The organism is Blastococcus sp. SYSU DS0669, from assembly GCF_054050895.1.
In genome coordinates, this window is record NZ_JBJHAE010000026.1 from 1 (window position 1) to 18116 (window position 18116).

The 18116-nt window shown below is 76.3% G+C and carries 18 protein-coding genes and 1 rRNA gene; 15 read left to right on the forward strand and 4 right to left on the reverse strand.

The window, feature by feature from the left end:
- The first annotated feature begins 9 nt into the window (after positions 1-9).
- Positions 10-126, forward strand: a 5S ribosomal RNA gene (gene rrf, locus ACI792_RS18545).
- Between the two features lie 181 nt (positions 127-307).
- On the opposite strand, the gene ACI792_RS18550 is transcribed toward rrf, so the two are convergent.
- A complete protein-coding gene (locus ACI792_RS18550) occupies positions 308-1312 on the reverse strand; it encodes a hypothetical protein (protein WP_456603896.1) in 1005 nt (334 codons plus the stop codon).
- A 222-nt stretch (positions 1313-1534) separates the two neighbouring features.
- Here ACI792_RS18550 and ACI792_RS18555 point away from each other — a divergent pair, with 222 nt between their 5' ends.
- The gene (locus ACI792_RS18555) at positions 1535-2644 is read left to right on the forward strand and encodes a tetratricopeptide repeat protein (protein WP_456603897.1); all 1110 of its coding nucleotides are present in this window, start codon (positions 1535-1537) and stop codon (positions 2642-2644) included.
- A 96-nt stretch (positions 2645-2740) separates the two neighbouring features.
- On the forward strand, positions 2741-3100 hold the full coding sequence (locus tag ACI792_RS18560) for a single-stranded DNA-binding protein (RefSeq protein ID WP_456603898.1): 360 nt from the start codon (positions 2741-2743) through the stop codon (positions 3098-3100).
- A 16-nt stretch (positions 3101-3116) separates the two neighbouring features.
- Here the strand turns inward: ACI792_RS18560 and ACI792_RS18565 are convergent, their stop codons facing one another.
- Positions 3117-4424, reverse strand: coding sequence for a DUF1015 domain-containing protein (locus ACI792_RS18565; RefSeq protein ID WP_456603899.1), 1308 nt, complete (start codon positions 4422-4424; stop codon positions 3117-3119).
- Positions 4425-4583: 159 nt separating this feature from the next.
- Between ACI792_RS18565 and ACI792_RS18570 the strand changes: the two genes are divergently transcribed.
- Both ACI792_RS18570 and ACI792_RS18575 read left to right on the forward strand, forming a co-directional pair.
- Positions 4584-4949, forward strand: coding sequence for a tetratricopeptide repeat protein (locus ACI792_RS18570; RefSeq protein WP_456603900.1), 366 nt, complete (start codon positions 4584-4586; stop codon positions 4947-4949).
- Positions 4946-6055: an HAD-IIA family hydrolase gene (locus tag ACI792_RS18575; RefSeq protein WP_456603901.1), complete on the forward strand. Its 1110-nt coding sequence runs from the start codon at positions 4946-4948 to the stop codon at positions 6053-6055. The genes ACI792_RS18570 and ACI792_RS18575 overlap by 4 nt, the downstream gene beginning before the upstream one ends.
- 11 nt (positions 6056-6066) lie before the next feature.
- Here ACI792_RS18575 and ACI792_RS18580 read toward each other — a convergent pair whose 3' ends face one another.
- A complete protein-coding gene (locus tag ACI792_RS18580) occupies positions 6067-6384 on the reverse strand; it encodes a sterol-binding protein (RefSeq protein ID WP_456581277.1) in 318 nt (105 codons plus the stop codon).
- Between the two features lie 187 nt (positions 6385-6571).
- Here ACI792_RS18580 and ACI792_RS18585 point away from each other — a divergent pair, with 187 nt between their 5' ends.
- The 5 genes from ACI792_RS18585 to ACI792_RS18605 all read left to right on the forward strand — a co-directional run bounded on the left by ACI792_RS18585 (position 6572) and on the right by ACI792_RS18605 (position 11286).
- Positions 6572-6853, forward strand: a complete 282-nt coding sequence (locus tag ACI792_RS18585) for a hypothetical protein (RefSeq protein ID WP_456603902.1) — start codon at positions 6572-6574, stop codon at positions 6851-6853.
- On the forward strand, positions 6853-7650 hold the full coding sequence (locus ACI792_RS18590; RefSeq protein WP_456603903.1) for a TlyA family RNA methyltransferase: 798 nt from the start codon (positions 6853-6855) through the stop codon (positions 7648-7650). Before ACI792_RS18585 ends, ACI792_RS18590 begins: the two co-directional genes overlap by 1 nt.
- Entirely contained in the window at positions 7647-8699 is a 1053-nt protein-coding gene (locus ACI792_RS18595; RefSeq protein ID WP_456603904.1) for an NAD kinase, read from the forward strand. Before ACI792_RS18590 ends, ACI792_RS18595 begins: the two co-directional genes overlap by 4 nt.
- The gene (gene recN / locus ACI792_RS18600) at positions 8674-10503 is read left to right on the forward strand and encodes a DNA repair protein RecN (protein ID WP_456603905.1); all 1830 of its coding nucleotides are present in this window, start codon (positions 8674-8676) and stop codon (positions 10501-10503) included. Before ACI792_RS18595 ends, recN begins: the two co-directional genes overlap by 26 nt.
- Before the next feature lie 63 nt (positions 10504-10566).
- The gene (locus tag ACI792_RS18605; protein WP_456603906.1) at positions 10567-11286 is read left to right on the forward strand and encodes a methylase; all 720 of its coding nucleotides are present in this window, start codon (positions 10567-10569) and stop codon (positions 11284-11286) included.
- Between the two features lie 100 nt (positions 11287-11386).
- Here ACI792_RS18605 and ACI792_RS18610 read toward each other — a convergent pair whose 3' ends face one another.
- Entirely contained in the window at positions 11387-12208 is an 822-nt protein-coding gene (locus ACI792_RS18610) for a TetR/AcrR family transcriptional regulator (protein WP_456603907.1), read from the reverse strand.
- A 165-nt stretch (positions 12209-12373) separates the two neighbouring features.
- On the opposite strand from ACI792_RS18610, the gene steA reads away from it, so the two are divergent.
- Genes steA through ACI792_RS18635 form a run of 5 tightly spaced genes read left to right on the forward strand, consistent with a single transcriptional unit; the run spans position 12374 to position 18104 of the window.
- Positions 12374-13561 (forward strand): putative cytokinetic ring protein SteA, encoded by a 1188-nt coding sequence (gene steA / locus ACI792_RS18615; protein WP_456581284.1) that lies wholly within the window; start codon positions 12374-12376, stop codon positions 13559-13561.
- Positions 13558-14505, forward strand: a complete 948-nt coding sequence (locus ACI792_RS18620) for a copper transporter (protein WP_456603908.1) — start codon at positions 13558-13560, stop codon at positions 14503-14505. Before steA ends, ACI792_RS18620 begins: the two co-directional genes overlap by 4 nt.
- Positions 14502-15341 carry a hypothetical protein gene (locus ACI792_RS18625; protein ID WP_456603909.1) on the forward strand — a complete coding sequence of 280 codons (840 nt, stop codon included), beginning with the start codon at positions 14502-14504 and terminating at the stop codon, positions 15339-15341. Before ACI792_RS18620 ends, ACI792_RS18625 begins: the two co-directional genes overlap by 4 nt.
- Positions 15338-16963: a murein biosynthesis integral membrane protein MurJ gene (gene murJ, locus ACI792_RS18630; protein WP_456603910.1), complete on the forward strand. Its 1626-nt coding sequence runs from the start codon at positions 15338-15340 to the stop codon at positions 16961-16963. The genes ACI792_RS18625 and murJ overlap by 4 nt, the downstream gene beginning before the upstream one ends.
- A complete protein-coding gene (locus ACI792_RS18635; RefSeq protein ID WP_456603911.1) occupies positions 16956-18104 on the forward strand; it encodes a glycosyltransferase family 4 protein in 1149 nt (382 codons plus the stop codon). Before murJ ends, ACI792_RS18635 begins: the two co-directional genes overlap by 8 nt.
- The last annotated feature ends 12 nt before the right edge of the window (positions 18105-18116 follow it).

The window sequence follows — 18116 nt, forward strand, 5'->3', positions numbered from 1 at the left end:
TCACAGAGTTACGGCGGCCATGGCGAGAGGGAAACGCCCGGCAACATTCCGAACCCGGAAGCTAAGCCTCTCAGCGCCGATGGTACTGCCCTGGAGACGGGGTGGGAGAGTAGGACGCCGCCGGACATACTTCACCGAACGGGGGTCAGAGCGAGTGCTCTGACCCCCGTTCGCTTTTTCCATGTCCGCCGCCGGCCGTTCTGGTCGTGTGCGGCGTCTAGCCAAGAGGTACCTAGAACAGATGACTGCTCCGCGACGTGGCCCTGGTGGGTCCGACTCCGGCCGAGGGCGACCGGCGTCCCGCGGCTCACGCCCTCAGGGTGATCGCCGTGGGGGTGGAGGCGCCGCCCCTCGCGGGGATGCGCAGGACCGTCGCCCGCAGGGCGACCGTCCCCAGCGCTCCGATCGTCCGTACGGTGACCGTCCCCAGCGGCCGCAGGGTGATCGCCCGCGTGGTGACTGGCAGGACCGCCGCCCGCAGGGTGACCGTCCCCAGCGCGCGGAGGGTGACCGCCCCCGCAACGACTGGCAGGACCGCCGCCCGCAGGGCGGCCGTCCCCAGCGCTCCGATCGTCCGTACGGCGACCGTCCGCAGCGGCCGGAGCGCCCGTTCGGCGACCGTCCGCAGCGGCCGCAGGGCGATCGGCCCCGCGGTGACTGGCAGGACCGCCGCCCGCAGGGTGACCGTCCCCAGCGGCCGCAGGGTGATCCTCCGCGTGGTGACTGGCAGGACCGGCGCCCGCAGGGTGACCGTCCCCAGCGCTCGGACCGTCCGTACGGTGACCGTCCGCAGCGGCCGCAGGGTGATCGTCCCCGTGGGGATTGGCAGGAGCGGCGCCCGCAGCGTTCGGACCGCCCGTACGGTGACCGTCCGCAGCGGCCGCAGGGTGATCGTCCCCGTGGTGACTGGCAGGACCGGCGCCCGCAGGGTGACCGTCCGCAGCGTTCGGACCGCCCGTACGGCGACCGTTCCCAGCGGCCGCAGGGTGATCGTCCCCGCGGTGACTGGCAGGACCGCCGCCCGCAGGGTGACCGTCCGCAGCGGCCGCAGGGTGATCGGCCCCGCGGTGACTGGCAGGACCGCCGCCCGCAGGGTGACCGTCCCCAGCGGCCGCAGGGTGATCGTCCCCGCGGTGACTGGCAGGACCGCCGCCCCCAGGGCGACCGTCCGCAGCGTTCGGACCGCCCGTACGGCGACCGTCCGCAGCGGCCGCAGGGTGATCGTCCCCGCGGTGACTGGCAGGACCGCCGCCCGCAGGGCGACCGTCCCCAGCGTTCGGACCGGCCCTACGGCGACCGTCCCCAGCGGCATCAAGGTGACCGTCCGCAGCGTTCGGGCCGGCCCCAGGGTGACTGGCAGGACCGCCGTCCCCAGGGTGACCGGCCTCAGCCGACCCAGGGTGATCGACCCCGTGGGGATTGGCAGGACCGGCGCCCGCAGGGTGACCGTCCGCAGCGGACCCAGGGCAACTGGCGTGAGCGCCGTCCGGAGGGCAGCCGGTCGGCTGCGGGCACGCAGGACCGGCGACCACCGGTGCCTGCCGGTCCCGAGGTGCCCGAGTGGGCTGACCCGCGGGAGCTCGACCCCGCCATCCGCGCTGCGCTCCGAGGCCTCGACCCGCGGAACTCGGCCAAGGTGGCCGGCCACCTCGTCGTGGCGGGGACGCTGGTCGACGAGGACCCGGCGACCGCCCTCGCCCATGCCCGGGCTGCCCGTGATCGGGCTTCCCGCTTGGCGGTCGTCCGCGAAGCCGTCGGGGTCGCGGCCTACCACGCCGGCGACTACGCCGAGGCTGCCCGGGAGATCCGCGCCTACCGCCGCATGAGCGGTGACCAGGGCTACCGGGCCGTGCTCGCCGACTGCGAGCGCGCGCTCGGGCGCCCCGAGGTGGCAATCCGCCTGGTCAACGAGGCGCTCGGTGAGTCCGTCGACGAGAAGGAGACGGTGGAGCTGCGCCTGGTCGAGGCCGGCGCGCGCCAGGATCTCGGCGAGGGCGCGGCGGCCCGGCTCGTCCTCGAACGGGCGCTCGGCGGGCGCCCGGATATCTCCTCGCTGGAGGCAGGCGACCCCGGGCAGCTGCGGCTCGCGGCGGCCTACGCCGAACTGCTGCGCACGCAGGGCGACGAGGAGCGGGCCGACCAGTGGCTCGAGGCCGTCGCGGCGATCGATCCGGAGCTGGCCGGTGAGGACCTGGGCGTCAAGTTCAGCGAGATCGACGGGATCGACGCGCCTGGCGAGCAGCTCACCGACGAGGTCCCCGCGCGTGAGGTCCCCGTGGAGGACGTCCCCCCGGGCGAGGTGTCCGGGGACGAGGTGTCCGTCGACGAGGTGTCCGAGGACGAGCCCTCCGAGCACGTGCTGTCCGTCGACGAGGTGTCCGAGGACGAGCCCTCCGAGCACGTGCTGTCCGTCGACGAGATCTCCGAGGACGCGTTCCCCGTCGTCAAGTTCAGTGACGAGGAGCTCGCCGAGGACGACGTCCTGGGCAGCGCGCTGGTCAACGATGCCGGGGAGAGCACCCGGTCGATGACTTTCGCCGAGGAGGTCGAGGCCGAGGTCGCCGAGCTGCTGGGCGAGACCGGTGACGACGACGCGTCCGGTGCCGAGGGGAGCGACGCGGTGGGGGACGAGCCGCAGGGCTGACCGGCAGCAGCGTGCCGCTCGTCCACACCTGGGCTGTGCATCCACAGATCGGCCGAGCCGGGCGCCGTGGGCGCGTCCGCCGAGCAGGCTGCGGTCATGAGCGTGGCTGTGATCGATCGCAATGACGTGGTCCTGCGGGGGCGGCTGTCCGCCCCCGCAGAACTGCGCACCCTGCCGAGCGGTGACGCGCTGGTGAGCTTCCGACTGGTGGTGCGCAGACCGGGCCCGAGCGTGCGCGGCCGGACCGTGGACGTCCTCACCTGCATCACCTACGACCGGGGGCTGCAGCGTCGGGTCGCGGCCTGGCAACCGGGTGACGTCGTGGAGGTCGAGGGCGCGCTTCAGCGTCGCTTCTGGCGCACCGGCTCGGGCACCGCCTCGGTCTGCGAGGTCAACTGCCGGCGCGGACGCAAGATCCCGCGATCGGCGGTGCGGGCAGCCGAGGAGACGGCGTGACGCTGCGGCCCGCCGCTCAGCCCGCGAGTGGGCGCAGCACCAGGCCCGTGCGCGGCTTCGGTACGAAGAGCGTGGACTTGCGCGGCATGCGGGCGCCGGCGCGTGCGACCGCGGCGACGTCGGTGGGGGAGGGCGCGCGCAGCAGCACGGCCACCCCCGCCCGTTCCACCGCGGCGGACAGGGCCTCCTCCAGGCTGTGGGCGATCACGACGGCGCTCACCGTGTCCGGTCGCGCCCACAGCGCCTGCAGCAGCCCGTGGTGCGCCAGCACCACGTCCAGGTCGCGCCACGCCGGAGGCGCCTCGGCCGGGACGGCGGCACGGACCTCGGGTGCGGCAGCGGTGAGCCGCACCAGGCGGCTGCCGTCGCTGAGCAGCAAGCCCCGCTCGGCCGGATCGCCCAGCCACGCCCGCGCGGCCGCGATGACCGCCTCGGTGCCCGTTCCGTCGACCGGCACCTCCGCTGTGACGAAACCGTGGGCAGCTCCCTCGACCGCCTCGTCGAAGGCCAAGCCGGGGACCACGCGGTGGATCGGGTCGACCCGCAGACCACCGGGGCCCATCGGCGTGACCAACGCGAGGATCGCGTCGGATCCAGCGGCGCCACCGCGGGTGGCCGCATGAGCGCGTGCCGCCGCGAAACGGTGGTGCCCGTCGGCGATGACCGCCCGGGTGCGGGAGAGCGCCTGCGTGGCTGCCTCGAGGGTCACCGGGTCGGTCACCCGCCACAGCCGGTGCAGCACCCCGTCGCCGTCGCGCAGTGCCAGGGTGGGGGCCGTCCGCCGCACCGACCCGGTCACGAGGGCCACGTCCGGCTCGGGGTCGTGGGCGAGCACGATCGGCTCCAGGTCGGTCCGGGTCGCCGCGAGCAAGGCCCGCCGTCCCTCGACCGCCACGGGATAGGTGTCCTCGTGGGGGAGCACCGCGGCGGAGCCGACGGCCGGAAGGGCCACCGCACCGAGCCAGCCGACCGTGGCCGGCCCGCCGTCGGCAGGCTCCATCTCGTAGAGCCACAGGGCAGCGACCTCGTCGCGCACGAGCACGCCCTCGTCCACCCACGACGACAACGTGGCGGCGGCGAGGTCGGCGGAGGCGCCACCGGACCGCTCGTCGACCTGGGGGAGGATCAGGCGCACGATGTTGTACGGGTCGGCATCGGCCAGCCGGGCCCGCCCGGCCGGCGTCACCAGGTCGTAGGCTGGCGAGCTGACGCGGGCCAGGTGCCCGGGATCCCGGTCCCGGTAGGTCAGCGCCCGGAACGGCCGGACCTCCAGGCCCGGGCCCGACCTGGGTGGCGTTCGGGGTCCCTCCGACGACGAGTGCACGACGAGGATCGTAGGAGCGCCACCGGCGGTCGCCGTCGGTCGCTCCTCGCGGACCGGCGCACCGGTGGGGCCCGGCAGCGGTCGAGGAAGGGGGCGGCGGTGTCAGCAGCAGGCGCACGGGACGATCGCGGGGGAGCCCGCGAGGCGCCTGCCGGCGGTGTGTACGACTGGTACCACCGCGGGCTGGAGCTCCTCGCCGACGGGCATCCCGACGCCGCGGCGACGCTCCTCGCCCGGGCGGCGGAGGCGGAGCCGGGATCGCGCAGCGTCCGCGAGGCGCTGGCGCGGGCCCAGTACGACGCCCACCGCTACCCCGAGGCGATCGAGAGCTTCACCGATCTCATCGCCTCCGACCCCGCCGACGACTACGCCCGGTTCGGCCTCGGTCTGGCCGCCAGCCGCGCCGGCGACCTGGCCCTGGCCGCCGAGCAGTTGGCACTCGCCGTCGCCATGCGGCCCGACCTCACCCACTACGCCCGGGCGCTCCGCGAGGTCCGGGCCCGCCGGAGGAGGGGGTCGGCGTGAACGACCGCACGATGCTCCCGGAGCTGGCTGCCGGCTGCCCCGAGCCGCCGGCCCGGCGGTACGACGTGGCGTTGCTCGATCTGGACGGGGTCGTCTACGTCGGTCCCGACGCCGTCCCCGGTGTGCCGGCCGCGCTCGCCGGTGCGCGCGCGGAGGGCATGCGGCTGGGCTTCGTCACCAACAACGCCGCCCGCACGCCCCAGCAGGTGGCCGACCACCTGACCGAGCTGGCGGTGCCGGCCGGTCCGGACGACGTCATCACCAGCTCCCAGGCGGCCGCGACCGTCGTCGCGGAGCTGCTCGGCGTAGGTGCGCGCGTGCTGCCGGTCGGTGGCCCCGGCGTCGCCGCTGCGCTGGAGGCGGCCGGGCTCACGGTGGTCACCGGTGCGGACGACGAACCGGAGGCGGTCGTCCAGGGCTACGGCCGAGAGGTCGGCTGGGCGCAGCTCGCCGAGGCAGTGGTCGCCGTCCGCAACGGCGCCCGGCACGTGGCGACCAACGCCGACGCCACGATCCCCTCGCCGCGCGGCCCGCTGCCCGGCAACGGGGCGATGGTCGCCGTGGTCCGGCAGGTCACCGGGCGCGAGCCGCTGGTCACCGGGAAGCCGGACCCGGCGATGCACGCCGAGTGCGTCCGCCGCACCGGTGCGGTGCGACCGCTCGTCGTGGGCGACCGGCTCGACACCGACATCGAGGGAGCCCGGCGCGCCGGCGCGGCCAGCCTGCTGGTGTTCTCCGGGGTCACCGACCCGGCCACGCTGCTCGCCGCCGGCCCGGAGCACCGGCCCGACCTGCTCGCCGCCGACGCCTCCGGCCTCCTCCAGGGGCACCCGCCGGTGACGGCGGAGCACCGGACGTGGCGGTGCGGCGGCTGGACGGTCCGGCAGGCCGAGGGAGCGGATGCCCTGGAGCTGCGTGGACCCGACGACGTCCCGGAGGGCGCAGCCGGGGCCGGCTCCGACGGGCTCGACGGGCTGCGCGCCCTCTGCGTGGCGCACTGGGCCGGTCATCCCCGGGAGGGTGCGCCGGTGCGCGTGCTGGCCCACGGGCCGGCGGCGAGCACGGCTGCACGGGCCTGGGGCCTGGCAGGGGAGACCCAGCGCTGACGCGCCCGCCCTCAGATCAGCTTGCGCAACCTCAGGAGGTCCCGCAGCCCCGCCTCGAGCTTCACCCGTCCGCCGGCCCACGCCGGGCCGAAGGAGAGCCGGCCATCGGTGAGGGCCACCAGGTCCTCGCTGCTCATGGTCAGCCGGATGTCGGCCTTGGGCACGGCCGGGCCGTCGGGGACCGCGTGCAGGTCCCGCACCGACCCCGAGCTCAGCCGGCCGAGGACCACCTGGTCGAGATCGGTCAGCCGGCAGGAGAGGCTGCGGTCGAGCCCCGCCGCCGCGGGGTTCGCGGCGAGGTCGCCGAGGATCCCCGACAGGGCGGTCATGCACTGGTCCATCGTGGCCACGCGGAGGGATCTCCCCTGGGATCGGCGGTGGGTGCGGTCGCCCGACGCTATCGCGCTGCTCCGTCGGCCCCGTCGGCGTCGTCCCCGGCCGGTAACCTCCGCTGCAGACGGCGGCGCGCCCGCGAGCGCCCGTCCCGGCCCGCCCCCTTCCCCCGAGAGGTGCTCCGTGACCGAGCCGACCGCACCGCGACCGGTGCCAGGGCCCTACCGCCCTGGGCCCGCGCCGGTCGCCGTCCCCGGGGCGGCGCCCTCGGCGGGCCCGCGGCCGGAGCCGGCCGCCGCGGAGGAGGCGACGGCGACGCAGGCGGAGGACGAGGCCGCGCGCACGGAACGCGGCGACGGCCGGCTGGACGGTCTCGACGAGCTGCCGGTGTCCGAGCACGTCGCCGTCTTCGAGGCCGAGCACGCGCGCCTGCAGCGCGAGCTCGGCACGATCGACCCGCGCTGATGGCCCGTCGCAGCCGGCTCGACGCCGAGCTCGTGCGCCGCGGCCTGGCCCGGTCGCGCGAGCACGCGGTGAGCCTCATCGCGGAGGGGCGGGTCGCCGTCGCGGGTCAGGCGGCCACCAAGCCGGCCACCGGCGTCGAGGCGGGGACCCCCGTCGTGGTGCGGACCGACCCCGACGAACCGTCGTGGGTGTCCCGCGGCGCGCACAAGCTGCTGGGCGCCCTGGAGGCCTTCCCCGTCCCGGTCGAGCAGCGGCGGGCGCTGGACGCCGGCGCCTCCACCGGGGGCTTCACCGAGGTCCTCCTGCGACGCGGGGCGGCCGAGGTCGTCGCCGTCGACGTCGGGTACGGGGAGCTTGCCTGGCCGCTGCGCACCGACGACCGGGTGCAGGTGCACGAACGCACCAACGTGCGCACGCTGACGCCCGAGGCGATCGGCGGTCCGGTGGAGCTCGTCGTCGCCGACCTGTCCTTCATCTCGCTCCGCCTGGTGCTGCCGGCGCTCACCGCCTGCGCCCGTCCGGACGCCGACCTCCTCCCGATGGTGAAGCCCCAGTTCGAGGTGGGCAGGGAGCGGCTCGGCGCCGGAGGCGTCGTCCGCGAGCCGGAACACCGGGTGCAGGCCGTCCTGGAGGTCGGGCGGGCGGCGCAGGCGCTGGGCTGGGGCACCGCCGGCGTGGTGGCCAGCCCGTTGCCGGGGCCGGCCGGCAACGTGGAGTTCTTCCTCTGGCTGCGGTCCGACGCCGGGCCGATCGAGGAGGACGCCGTCCGTCGAGCAGTCCAGGAGGGACCGCAGTGACCCAGCCCAGCACGGCAGCGACCGACGAGCGGACGACCCGGCGGGTCCTCCTCACCGTGCACACCGGGCGGGGGGACATCGTCGAGCTGGCCCGCACGTCGGCGGCGCGGCTCCTCCGCGGCGGCATCGGGGTCAAGGTGCTCGAGGACGAGGCGCCCGACCTGGAGATCCCCGGCGCGGAGGTGGTGCCCTGCGACGAGAACGCGGCCAAGGACGCCGAGATCATCATGGTCTTCGGGGGCGACGGCACCTTCCTGCGCGCCGCCGAGCTCGCCCGGTACACCGACGCTGCGCTCATGGGCGTCAACCTCGGCCGGGTCGGTTTCCTCGCCGAGACCGAGCCCGAGGCGGTCGAGGAGACCCTGACCGCCATCGAGGACTGCGAGTACTCGGTGGAGGAGCGGCTCGCCATCCAGGTCGACGTGGTCGACGCCGGTGGCACGGTCGTCGGTGGGACGTGGGCGCTCAACGAGGTCTCGGTGGAGAAGGCCGAGCGCTCCCGGGTGCTCGACGTCGTCATCGCGATCGACGGGCGGCCGCTGACCAGCTTCGGCTGCGACGGCGTGCTGTGCGCGACCCCCACCGGCTCCACCGCCTACGCGTTCTCCGCGGGCGGCCCCGTGGTCTGGCCCGACGTGGAGGCGCTGCTGCTGGTCCCGAGCAATGCCCACGCGCTCTTCGCGCGGCCACTCGTGACCTCGCCGAACTCGGTGGTCACCGTGGCGGTGCCCGCCGACGGCAACCAGGCGCGGGTGTCCGCGGACGGGCGGCGCACCCTCGACGTCCCCGACGGCGGCCGCGTCGAGGTCCGCCGCGCGAGCCGGCCGGTGCGCATCGCCCGCGTGCACGCCTCGACCTTCGGCGACCGGCTGGTGGCGAAGTTCGGCCTCCCCGTCCGCGGCTTCCGCGACGCCCGCCACGCCGGCCCCGGCCACGAGCTGTTCACCAGCCGCAACGTGCTCACCCGCGACGTCGTCGTCCCGGACGGCGCGGAGGCCCCGACAGCGGCCCGGGAGGTGAGCGGTGGCGGCACGGACGACGACGTCTGACGAAGGACCCTCCTGCCCCCCGCACCTCGCTGGCGCTCGGCGCGGGCCCCTGCAGGAGGGCCGTTCCAGCAGGGCGACCGGACGGCTCTCGGAGCTGCGCATCCGCGGCCTGGGCGCGATCGACGACGTGACCCTGGAACTCGGCCGCGGCCTGACGGTCGTGACGGGCGAGACCGGCGCCGGCAAGACGATGGTGGTGACCGGGCTGACCCTGCTCTTCGGCGGGCGGGCGGACCCCGGGCGGGTCCGGGCCAGCGGCCGTGCCGGGGTGGAGGGAAGGCTCGAGCTGCCGCCGGAGTCGCCTGCCTGGGCGCGGGCGGCCGACGCCGGCGCCGATCCCGACGACGACGGCAGCCTCATCCTGGCCCGCACGGTCAGCGCCGAGGGCCGGTCGCGCGCCTACCTGGGCGGCCGGAGCGTGCCGGTCGGCGTGGTCGCCGAGCTCGCAGAGAGCCTGCTCGCGGTGCACGGCCAGACCGACCAGCTGCGGCTGTCGCGCCCGGCCGAGCAGCGCCGGGCGCTCGACCGGTACGCCGGCGCCGATCACCTGGCCCTCCTCGACCGCTACCGCGAGGCCCACCGACGCTGGCGGGAGCTCGCCGCGGACCTCGACCGCCGGCGCGGGCAGGCCCGCGAGCTGGCACAGGCTGCCGACGTGCTCCGCCACGGCCTGGAGGAGATCGCCGCCGTCGCCCCCGAGCCCGGTGAGGACGACGCGCTGGACACCCAGGCCAAGCGGCTCAGCGACGCCGACGCGCTGCGGGCCGCGGCGGACGAGGCCCGCACGGCGCTCGTCGGCGACGTCACCGGTGACCTGGGCGCCGGCGAGGTGCCCCAGGACGCCACCGCGGCGCTGGCGATCGCCGAGCGCGCCCTGGCCGGCTCCGACGACCCGACACTGGTGATCCTGGCCCAGGACCTCGCGGACGCCGTCGCCGTGGTCTCCGACGTCGCCGGGCAGCTCTCCGGCTACGTGGCCGACCTCGACGCCGACCCCGCCCGGCTGGCCGAGGTGCTCGACCGCCGGGCCGCCCTCACCGCGCTCGTCCGCAAGTACGCCGACCCCGGCGCCGGGGTCGCCGGCGTGCTGGCGTGGGCCGAGGACGCCGCCGGGCGGCTCGCCGAGCTCGACGTCTCCGACGAGGCGCTCGAGGCGCTGGCCGCTGAGCGGGACGCCGCCCGGGCGGAGGTCGACCGGCTGGGCGCCGAGATCTCGGCGGGCCGGCGGGCCGCCGCCGATGGGTTCGCCACCGAGGTGGGTGGCGAGCTGGCCGGGCTGGCGATGAAGAGCGCCCAGGTCTCCTTCAGCATCGACAGCCGCCCCGACGACCCCGGCCCCGAAGGGATCGACGAGGTCGCGCTGCTGCTGGCGGCACACCCCGGGGCCCCGCCCCGCCCGGTGCACAAGGGCGCCTCCGGCGGTGAGCTCTCCCGCGTCATGCTCGCCATCGAGGTCGTCTTCGCCGGCGCCGACCCCGTCCCGGTCATGGTCTTCGACGAGGTCGACGCCGGTGTGGGTGGCCAGGCGGCGGGGGAGATCGGGCGGCGGCTGGCCCGGCTCGCCCGCGACCACCAGGTCGTCGTCGTCACCCACCTCGCGCAGGTCGCGGCGTTCGCCGACACCCACCTCGTCGTCGACAAGTCACCCGACACCGGCGCGGGGGTGACCGCCACCGACATCCGGTCGGTCGACGGCGAGGACCGGGTGCGGGAGCTGGCCCGCATGCTCTCCGGCCTGGCCGACAGCGACACCGGCCAGGCGCACGCGCGCGAGCTCCTCGCCGTGGCGGCCGCCGCCCGCTGACCGGCGTTCCCCGGTGCGGGTGACCGGGGAGTGCGCGGCGGACACCCGGGGTAGGGGCTGTCGGTGACGTGCTTCTCCTCGACCGACGAGTCCGCGCACTACGGCTTCTCGGTGTGCATGCTGCTCAGCCAGTACCGCGACCAGCTCGGCTGGGTCGAGGAGGCGGTGGACGAGCTGGGGACCGGTGACGCCACCGCCATCTCCGACGTCATCCGGTCCCTGCCCGGGCTCCGGGTGCGGAGTTACGACATCAGCGCCCCGTCGGTGGAGCAGGCCCGCGCCAACATCGCCGCCCGCGGCGTCGCCGACCGGTACACCGTCGAGCTCGGCGACTTCTTCGACCAGGCCGACTCCGCGGGTGGGCGCCCGGCCCGGACGGTGATCTCCAACCCGCCGTACATCCCCGCCCCCGACCGCGAGATCCTGATGCCCGAGCTGTGGGGCGGCGTCCGCGGCAACGACCTGGTGCTGCAGCTGCTCAAGGTCGGCTACACCGACGTGATCACCGCCGTCGCCAGCTACTCCGATCCCGAGACGACCGTGCGCACCGCCGAGGAGCTCGGCTACCGGGTCGTCAACTTCCTCGCCATGGGGCTGGACTTCGGGCCCTACAGCAGCGAGCCCAAGGTGCGCGACCACATCCGCCGGCTCTGCGCCGAGGGCCACGGCTGGGCCGGCGAGGACGGCTACATGGTCGCCGTCGCCCTCTTCACCCGTGACCCCGAGCTGCCCGGCGACCGCGGCGACCAGCTGCTGGGCTCACTGCAGATCAATCCGTCCTGACGAGCGGGGCCCGGAGGGTCCCCGGGGAACGCTGGGAAACGGCTCAGCGCGACGGGGGTACGGCTCCTGGCCGCGGTCGTCGTCCGGAGCGCGACAAGGGCTAGCGTCGCTTGGCGTAGCCGGCGAGGCCGAACTGCAGCAGCGCCAGGCCGCGGCGGCCCTGGCGGCGGAGCTCGGCGGCGAGCTCCGGGCCGCTCACCCCGGCCAGCACGCGGTCGCGCGCCAGCTCCAGCAGCGCGGCGTACAGACCCAGCACGGCGTGCGCGGCCAGCCACGGCTCCACCTGCCCCGGCCGCGCCTCGGTCTCCTCGGCGATCAGCTCCGCCAACGAGGTCGTGAGCTCGCCGAGGATCTCCCGCTCGCGCACCTGCAGCGTGCGGCTGCCCCGGATCACCCGCGCCATCCGGGCCACCCCGTCGGCGGCCTCGGGGGTGCCCAGCAGGCTGACCGCGGCCACGACGAAGCTCCCCGCGGCCGCGGCCACCGACTCGCCGGCCGGCCGGCGGCGCACCGCCGCCAGCAGAGCGGCCCGCATCGGCGGGTCGGCGTCGAAGACCAGCCCCTCCTTCACGGGGAAGTGGTTGAAGACGGTCTTCTCCACCACGCCGGCGCGCTGGGCGATCTCCACGACGCTCACCGCGTCGAAGCCCCGCTCCTCGAACAGCTCCGTGGCGGCGTCGACGATGCGCTCCCGCGTCTGCTGCCGCCGGTGCTCCCGGATCCCCTGCCCCCGCCGCTTGCGCGGGCCGCGCGCCCGCTCCGCCTCGTCCGCCTCCGGCGGGGCAGGGGGCGCGGCGGGGGCCGCGACCGGGTCCCGGGTGGGAACAGCCCTGATCACCGCGGTGCCGGCGGGCACCGGGGCGGCCTCCTCGACCTGCGGGAGGGACGCGTCGGTCGTCAGGGCTGCGGCAACACCAGTCACACGGGCAACGCTAGTCACAACTCGGTAACGGTTCCGCGAAGGCGGCCGACACGGCGAGCCCGGCGTGTCGGCCGAAGGTGGTGTCGGACACGCTGCGTGACCGGGGCGTCGCCGAGGCGCGTCGGAGGATCGGCCCGGCTGCCGAGCGTGGCAGCATGCAACGTCATGCGCATCGGCACCGTTCGCCGCGGCCGGGCTCACGAGGCGGGGCCCGGTACCGCCGGCACCGTCCGCCTGGACCGGCGCACCAAGAACCTGACGAAGCGGCTGCGCCCCGGCGACATCGCCGTCATCGACCACGTCGACATCGACCGCGTGAGCGCTGACGCGCTGGTGGGCTGCAAGGTCGCCGCCGTCGTCAACGCCGCGCCCAGCATCTCCGGCCGCTACCCGAACCTGGGCCCCGAGATCCTGATCAACGCCGGCATCCCGCTCCTGGACGACGTCGGCAAGGACGTCTTCGCGAAGGTCAAGGAGGGCACCGAGGTCCGCCTCGACGGCGGCCGCCTGGTCGACGCCGAGGGCACGGTCCTCGCCGAGGGCACCGAGCACGACGCCGGGACGGTGGCCGCCGCGATGGCCGAGGCGAAGGCCGGCCTCTCGGTGCAGCTGGAGGCGTTCGCCGCCAACACCATGGAGTACATGAAGCGGGAGCGCGCGCTCCTGCTCGACGGGGTCGGCGTCCCGGACGTGACCACGAAGATCGAGGGCCGGCACGTGCTCGTGGTCGTCCGCGGCTACGACTACAAGGAGGACCTCCACGCCCTCCGCTCCTACATCCGCGACTACCGCCCGGTCCTCATCGGCGTGGACGGCGGCGCGGACGCGCTGGTCGAGGCGGGCTACTCGCCGGACATGATCATCGGCGACATGGACTCCGTCAGCGACGACGTCCTGCGCTCGGGCGCCGAGGTGGTCGTGCACGCCTACGCGGACGGCCGCGCACCCGGCCTGGCCCGCGTGCAGGACCTCGGCGTCGAGGCCATCACCTTCCCGGCGGCCGCCACCAGCGAGGACATCGCGATGCTCCTCGCCGACGAGAAGGGCGCGACGCTCATCGTCGCCGTCGGCACGCACGCCACGCTCGTCGAGTTCCTGGACAAGGGACGCGGGGGCATGGCCTCGACCTTCCTCACCCGCCTGCGCCTCGGCGGCAAGCTCGTCGACGCGAAGGGCGTCAGCCGGCTGTACCGCAGCCGCATCTCGACGACCGCGCTCGTGGTCCTGGTGATCGCCGCCTTCGTCGCCATCGGCTCGGCACTCGCCCTGTCCGCGGCCGGGCGCGTCTACCTGGACCTGCTGCTCGACCAATGGAACAGCTTCATGTTCTGGCTGGAGAACCTCTTCACGTGATCGACTTCCGTTACCACCTGGTCTCGCTGATCGCGGTGTTCCTCGCGGTGGCGCTGGGCATCGTCATCGGGACGACGGCGCTCAACGAGCCGATCCTCGCCGACATCGAGAACCAGGTGGCCCAGCTCGAGCAGGACAAGCGGGACCTCGAGGACCAGACGCGGGACCTGCAGGCACGGCTGGACACCTCGCAGGAGTTCGAGGAGGCCGTCGCCGGGCCCCTGGTCGAGGGGACGCTCACCGACCGCTCCGTGCTGCTCGTCCCGACCAACGACAGCGTCACCCCCGAGACCGTCGAGGCGGTCACCGAGCTGATCGAGGAGGCCGGTGGTTCGGTCAGCGGAGTGGTGCGGCTCCAGCCCGAGTACAGCGACCCGGCGACGGCCTCCGCCCTGCAGAGCTTCGTGACCGGCGCCGGGCTGCCCGCCGGCGTCCAGCTGCCCGAGAGCGGCGACGCCGGTGTCCTCGTGGCCGGTCTGCTGTCGCAGGTGCTGATGATCCCGCCGGACGGCCCGGCGCCCGACACCGCAGCCGTCTCCTCCGTGCTGGCCGGCCTGAGCTCGCTGGACGTCCTCGTTCCTGAGAGCGCGTCGGTCTCGCCCGCCGACCACGCGGTGCTGCTCACCGGCAGCGGGTTCACCGGCGACGACGCCGACGCCCGCAACGCCGCCCTGGTCGAGCTGGCCGCCGCCCTCGACGCGCAGGGCCGGGGAGCCGTGGTGGCCGGCGACGCGCCGTCGGCCCGCCCGAACGGGCTCATCGGCGCCGTGCGCGCGGACCCGGCGCTCGCCGACGCGATCTCCACGGTGGACAACGTCGCGGCCGTCGTCGGGCGGATCAGCACGGTGCTGGCGCTGGGCCAGGAGACGCAGGGCACCTCGGGCATGTACGGCACCGGCGAGGACGCCCAGCCGGTGCCGCCGCTGCCCACCGGCGCGCAGTGAGCGCCCGGCGCACCGCGCTCCCCGCCCTCGCCGGGGCCGGGGCGGCCCGGGTCGCCCTGGCGGTCGCCGCCCGGCTCGCGGACGGTCCCGCCGGCGCCCCGTGGAGGCGCACGAACTACGCCGGCCGGCCGGTGAGCCTGCTCGGCGGCCCTGCGCTGGCGCTGTCGGCGACGGCGACCGCGGCGCTGGGCGCCCCGCCCGGCACCCGGGCCGCCGCGGCGGTGGTCGGTGCCGTCTCCGGCCTGGTCGGCGGGTACGACGACCTCGCGGGCGCCCGGCCGGAGCAGGCCCGCGACAAGGGGCTCGCCGGCCACCTGCGGGCCCTGCGGGAGGGCCGCGTCTCGGCGGGCGCGGTCAAGGTCGCCGGCATCGGCGCCGCGGCCGCCGTCGCCGCGCTGCTCACCCGCGGTCCGGGGCGGAGCCCCGGCGCGCTCGTCGAGGCCGTGCTCACCACCGGGCTCGTCGCCGGCACCGCCAACCTGCTCAACCTGCTCGACCTGCGGCCGGGGCGCGCGGCCAAGGCCGGTGCCCTCGCGGCGGCCGCCGGCCTCGGCGGCCCCTCCGGCGTCCTGGTGGCGGGGCCCCTGGGCGCGACCCTGGCCGTCCTGCCCGACGACCTCGGCGAGCGGGTCATGCTGGGGGACAGCGGGGCCAACGCCCTCGGTGCGCTGCTGGGCCTGCGGCTGGCCGCGATGCCCTCCCGCGGGGCACGCGCCGGCGCGCTGGCCGTCGTCACCGGGCTCACCCTCGCCAGCGAGCGGATCAGCTTCACCCGGGTCATCGAGGCCACGCCGGGCCTGCGGGAACTGGACCGCCTCGGTCGCCGATCCTCGTGACCACGCGGCAGGTGGCCCGCGGGGTGGCCGGGGCCGCGGTGCTGATCGCGGCGCTCACCGTCCTGGCCCGGCTGGCCGGGTTCGGGCGGACGCTGGTCTTCACCAACACGGTCGGCCCCGACAGCACCGGTGACACCTACCTCGCGGCCAACAACGTCCCGAACATCGTCTTCGAGGTCGTCGCCGGTGGGGCGCTGGCCAGCCTCGTCGTCCCCATGCTCGCCGGTGGCATCGCCGCCGGGGACCGCGAGCAGGTGCGGCGCACGGCCTCGGCCCTGCTGGGATGGACGCTGCTGCTGCTCGTCCCGCTCGCGGTCCTGCTCGCGCTGCTGGCCGAGCCGATCGCCCGGCTGCTGCTCGGTGCCGAGGACCCGGAGCAGGTCGCGCTGGCCGCCCGCTTCCTGCTGGTCTTCGCCCCGCAGGTCGTCCTCTACGGCATCGGCATCGTCCTGACCGGCGTGCTGCAGGCGCACCGGCGCTTCGCCGGCCCGGCGCTGGCGCCGCTGCTGTCGAGCGTCGTCGTGGCGGGGGCCTACCTCACCTTCGCGGCCATGGGCGGCGACCAGGAGGTGGCCGGGCTCTCGACCCCGGCCGAGCTGGTGCTCGGCGTGGGCACGACGCTCGGCGTGGTGGCGCTGAGCCTGAGCCTGCTGGTGCCGCTGCGGGGGCTGCGGCTGGGCCTGCGGCCGGCCCTCCGCTTCCCGGTCGGCGCCGCCCCGCGGGTCCGCCGCCTCGCCCTGGCCGGCGTCCTCACCCTGGCCGGTCAGCAGCTGGTGGCCGTGGTCGCCATCCGGCTGGCCAACAGCGGGGCGCCCGACGGCACCCAGGTCGTCTACGTCGCCGGTCTGACGGTCTTCCTGCTGCCCTGGGCGGCGCTCGCCGTGCCGCTGGCGACCTCGGCCTACCCGGGGCTGGCCGAGCGCGCCGAGAGCGGCGACGAGACCGGCTACCGCCGCGCCCTGGCCCCCGTGGTCGTGCTCACCGTCGCGGCGTCCGCCGTCGCCACCGCGGTCCTGGTCGCCGCCGCCGGCCCCGTGGCGCGGGTCTTCCTCGTCTCCGGGACCGACCGCGAGGTCGCGGCGCTGCGCGACACGATCGTCGCCTTCGCACCCGGCCTGCTCGGCTACGGCCTGGTCGCCGTCCTCACCCGCGCGCTCTACGCCCGGGGGCTGTGGAAGGCGCCGACGGCGTGGGTGCTGGGCGGCTGGCTGCTGGCCGCCGGTGCCGACGTCGTGCTGGCCCGCGCGCTCCCCGCCGCCGACCGGGCCGCCGCGCTGGCCCTCGGCCACACCCTCGGGGTCACCGTCGCCGGCGCGGGGCTGCTGGTGGCCGTCGTCCGGGCGGCGGGCCGGCCGGCGCTGCACGGGCTGTCGCGCAGCGGCCCCGCCGCGGTGCTCGCCGCGGGCCTGGGCGGCGCGGCCGGGCTGTGGGTCGCCCGTGCGCTGGGCGCCGACCGCGTGCCCGACGCGGGGCTGCTCCTCGCGCTCGCCGCCGGGCTCCTCGCCGGGGGCGTCGTGCTGGTCGTCGCGCTGGCGGTCATGATGGGGACGGCCCGTGCGCAGCTCGTGGGGGCGCTCCGGGAGTTGCGGACGACGGACCGGCAGGAGGTGCGCGGTGGCTGAGGCGCCCCTGCGGGAACGCCGCGTCACCGAGGTGCTGGCCACCAGCACCGGCGGGGTGGGCACCCACGTCCGCTCGCTGGTGCCGCCGCTGCTCGCGGCCGGCGCCGACGTCGGGGTCTGCGGGCCGGCGGCCACCGACGCGCTGTTCGGCTTCTCCGGGCGGGGCGCCCGCTTCACCCCCGTGGAGATCTCCGCGGGCCTGGCCCCGGCCGCGGACCTACGGGCGGTGCGGGCGCTCCGCCGCGCGCTCGCCGGCACCGACCTCGTGCACGCCCACGGTCTGCGGGCCGGGCTGGTCGCCGCGGCCGCCCGCCGGCTGGCCGGCGGGACCGTCCCCCTGGTGCTCACCCTGCACAACGCCCTGCCCGACGGCGGCGGGCTGCGGCGCCGGGTCCTGCAGCGCGCCGAGCAGGCCACCGTGCGGGCCGCGGACGTGGTCCTCGCCGCCTCGGCCGATCTCGCGGAGAACGCCCGGCGGCTGGGGGCGGGCGACGTGCGGGTCGCCCCGGTGTCCGCACCGCCGCTTCCACCGGCCACCCGCCCCCCGGCGCAGGTCCGCGCCGAGCTCGGCCTCGAGGACGACCGCGCGCTCGTCGTCGCCGTGGGGCGCCTCCACCCGCAGAAGGGCTACGACGTCCTGCTGGACGCGGTGGCCCGCTGGTCGGCCGACCAGCGGGTGCGCCCGGCGCCGTCGGTGGTGATCGCCGGGGACGGGCCGCTGCACGACGAGCTGGCCCGGCGGATCCGCGCCGAGGCGCTCCCGGTCGCGCTGCTCGGCCGCCGGGACGACGTCGCCGACCTGCTCGGCGCCGCCGACCTCTGCGTGCTGCCCTCGCGCTGGGAGGCGCGCTCGCTGACCGCGCAGGAGGCCCTCCGCGCCGGGGTGCCGCTGGTCGCCACCCGCACCGGCGGGCTGCCGGAGCTGCTCGGGGACGCCGCCGAGCTCGTGCCGGTGGGCGACCCGGTCGCGCTGGCCGAGGCCGTGGTGCGGGTGCTCTGCGACAGCGCGCACGCCGCGGACCTCGTGGCGGCCGGGTCGCGGCAGGCGGCCGGCTGGCCCGACGAGGGGGCCACGGCCGCGGAGCTGGTCGCGATCTACGGCGAGCTGCTCGGGACGCCACCGGCCCGGCCCGCGGCATGACCGGGGCGGCGG

Coding starts and splice junctions, on each gene's coding strand:
- ACI792_RS18550 (WP_456603896.1), bottom strand. CDS start 1,312: ATGCCGCTGGGGACGGTCGCCGTAGGGCCGGTCCGAACGCTGGGGACG.
- ACI792_RS18560 (WP_456603898.1), top strand. CDS start 2,741: ATGAGCGTGGCTGTGATCGATCGCAATGACGTGGTCCTGCGGGGGCGG.
- ACI792_RS18580 (WP_456581277.1), bottom strand. CDS start 6,384: ATGACCGCCCTGTCGGGGATCCTCGGCGACCTCGCCGCGAACCCCGCG.
- ACI792_RS18590 (WP_456603903.1), top strand. CDS start 6,853: ATGGCCCGTCGCAGCCGGCTCGACGCCGAGCTCGTGCGCCGCGGCCTG.
- steA (WP_456581284.1), top strand. CDS start 12,374: ATGCGCATCGGCACCGTTCGCCGCGGCCGGGCTCACGAGGCGGGGCCC.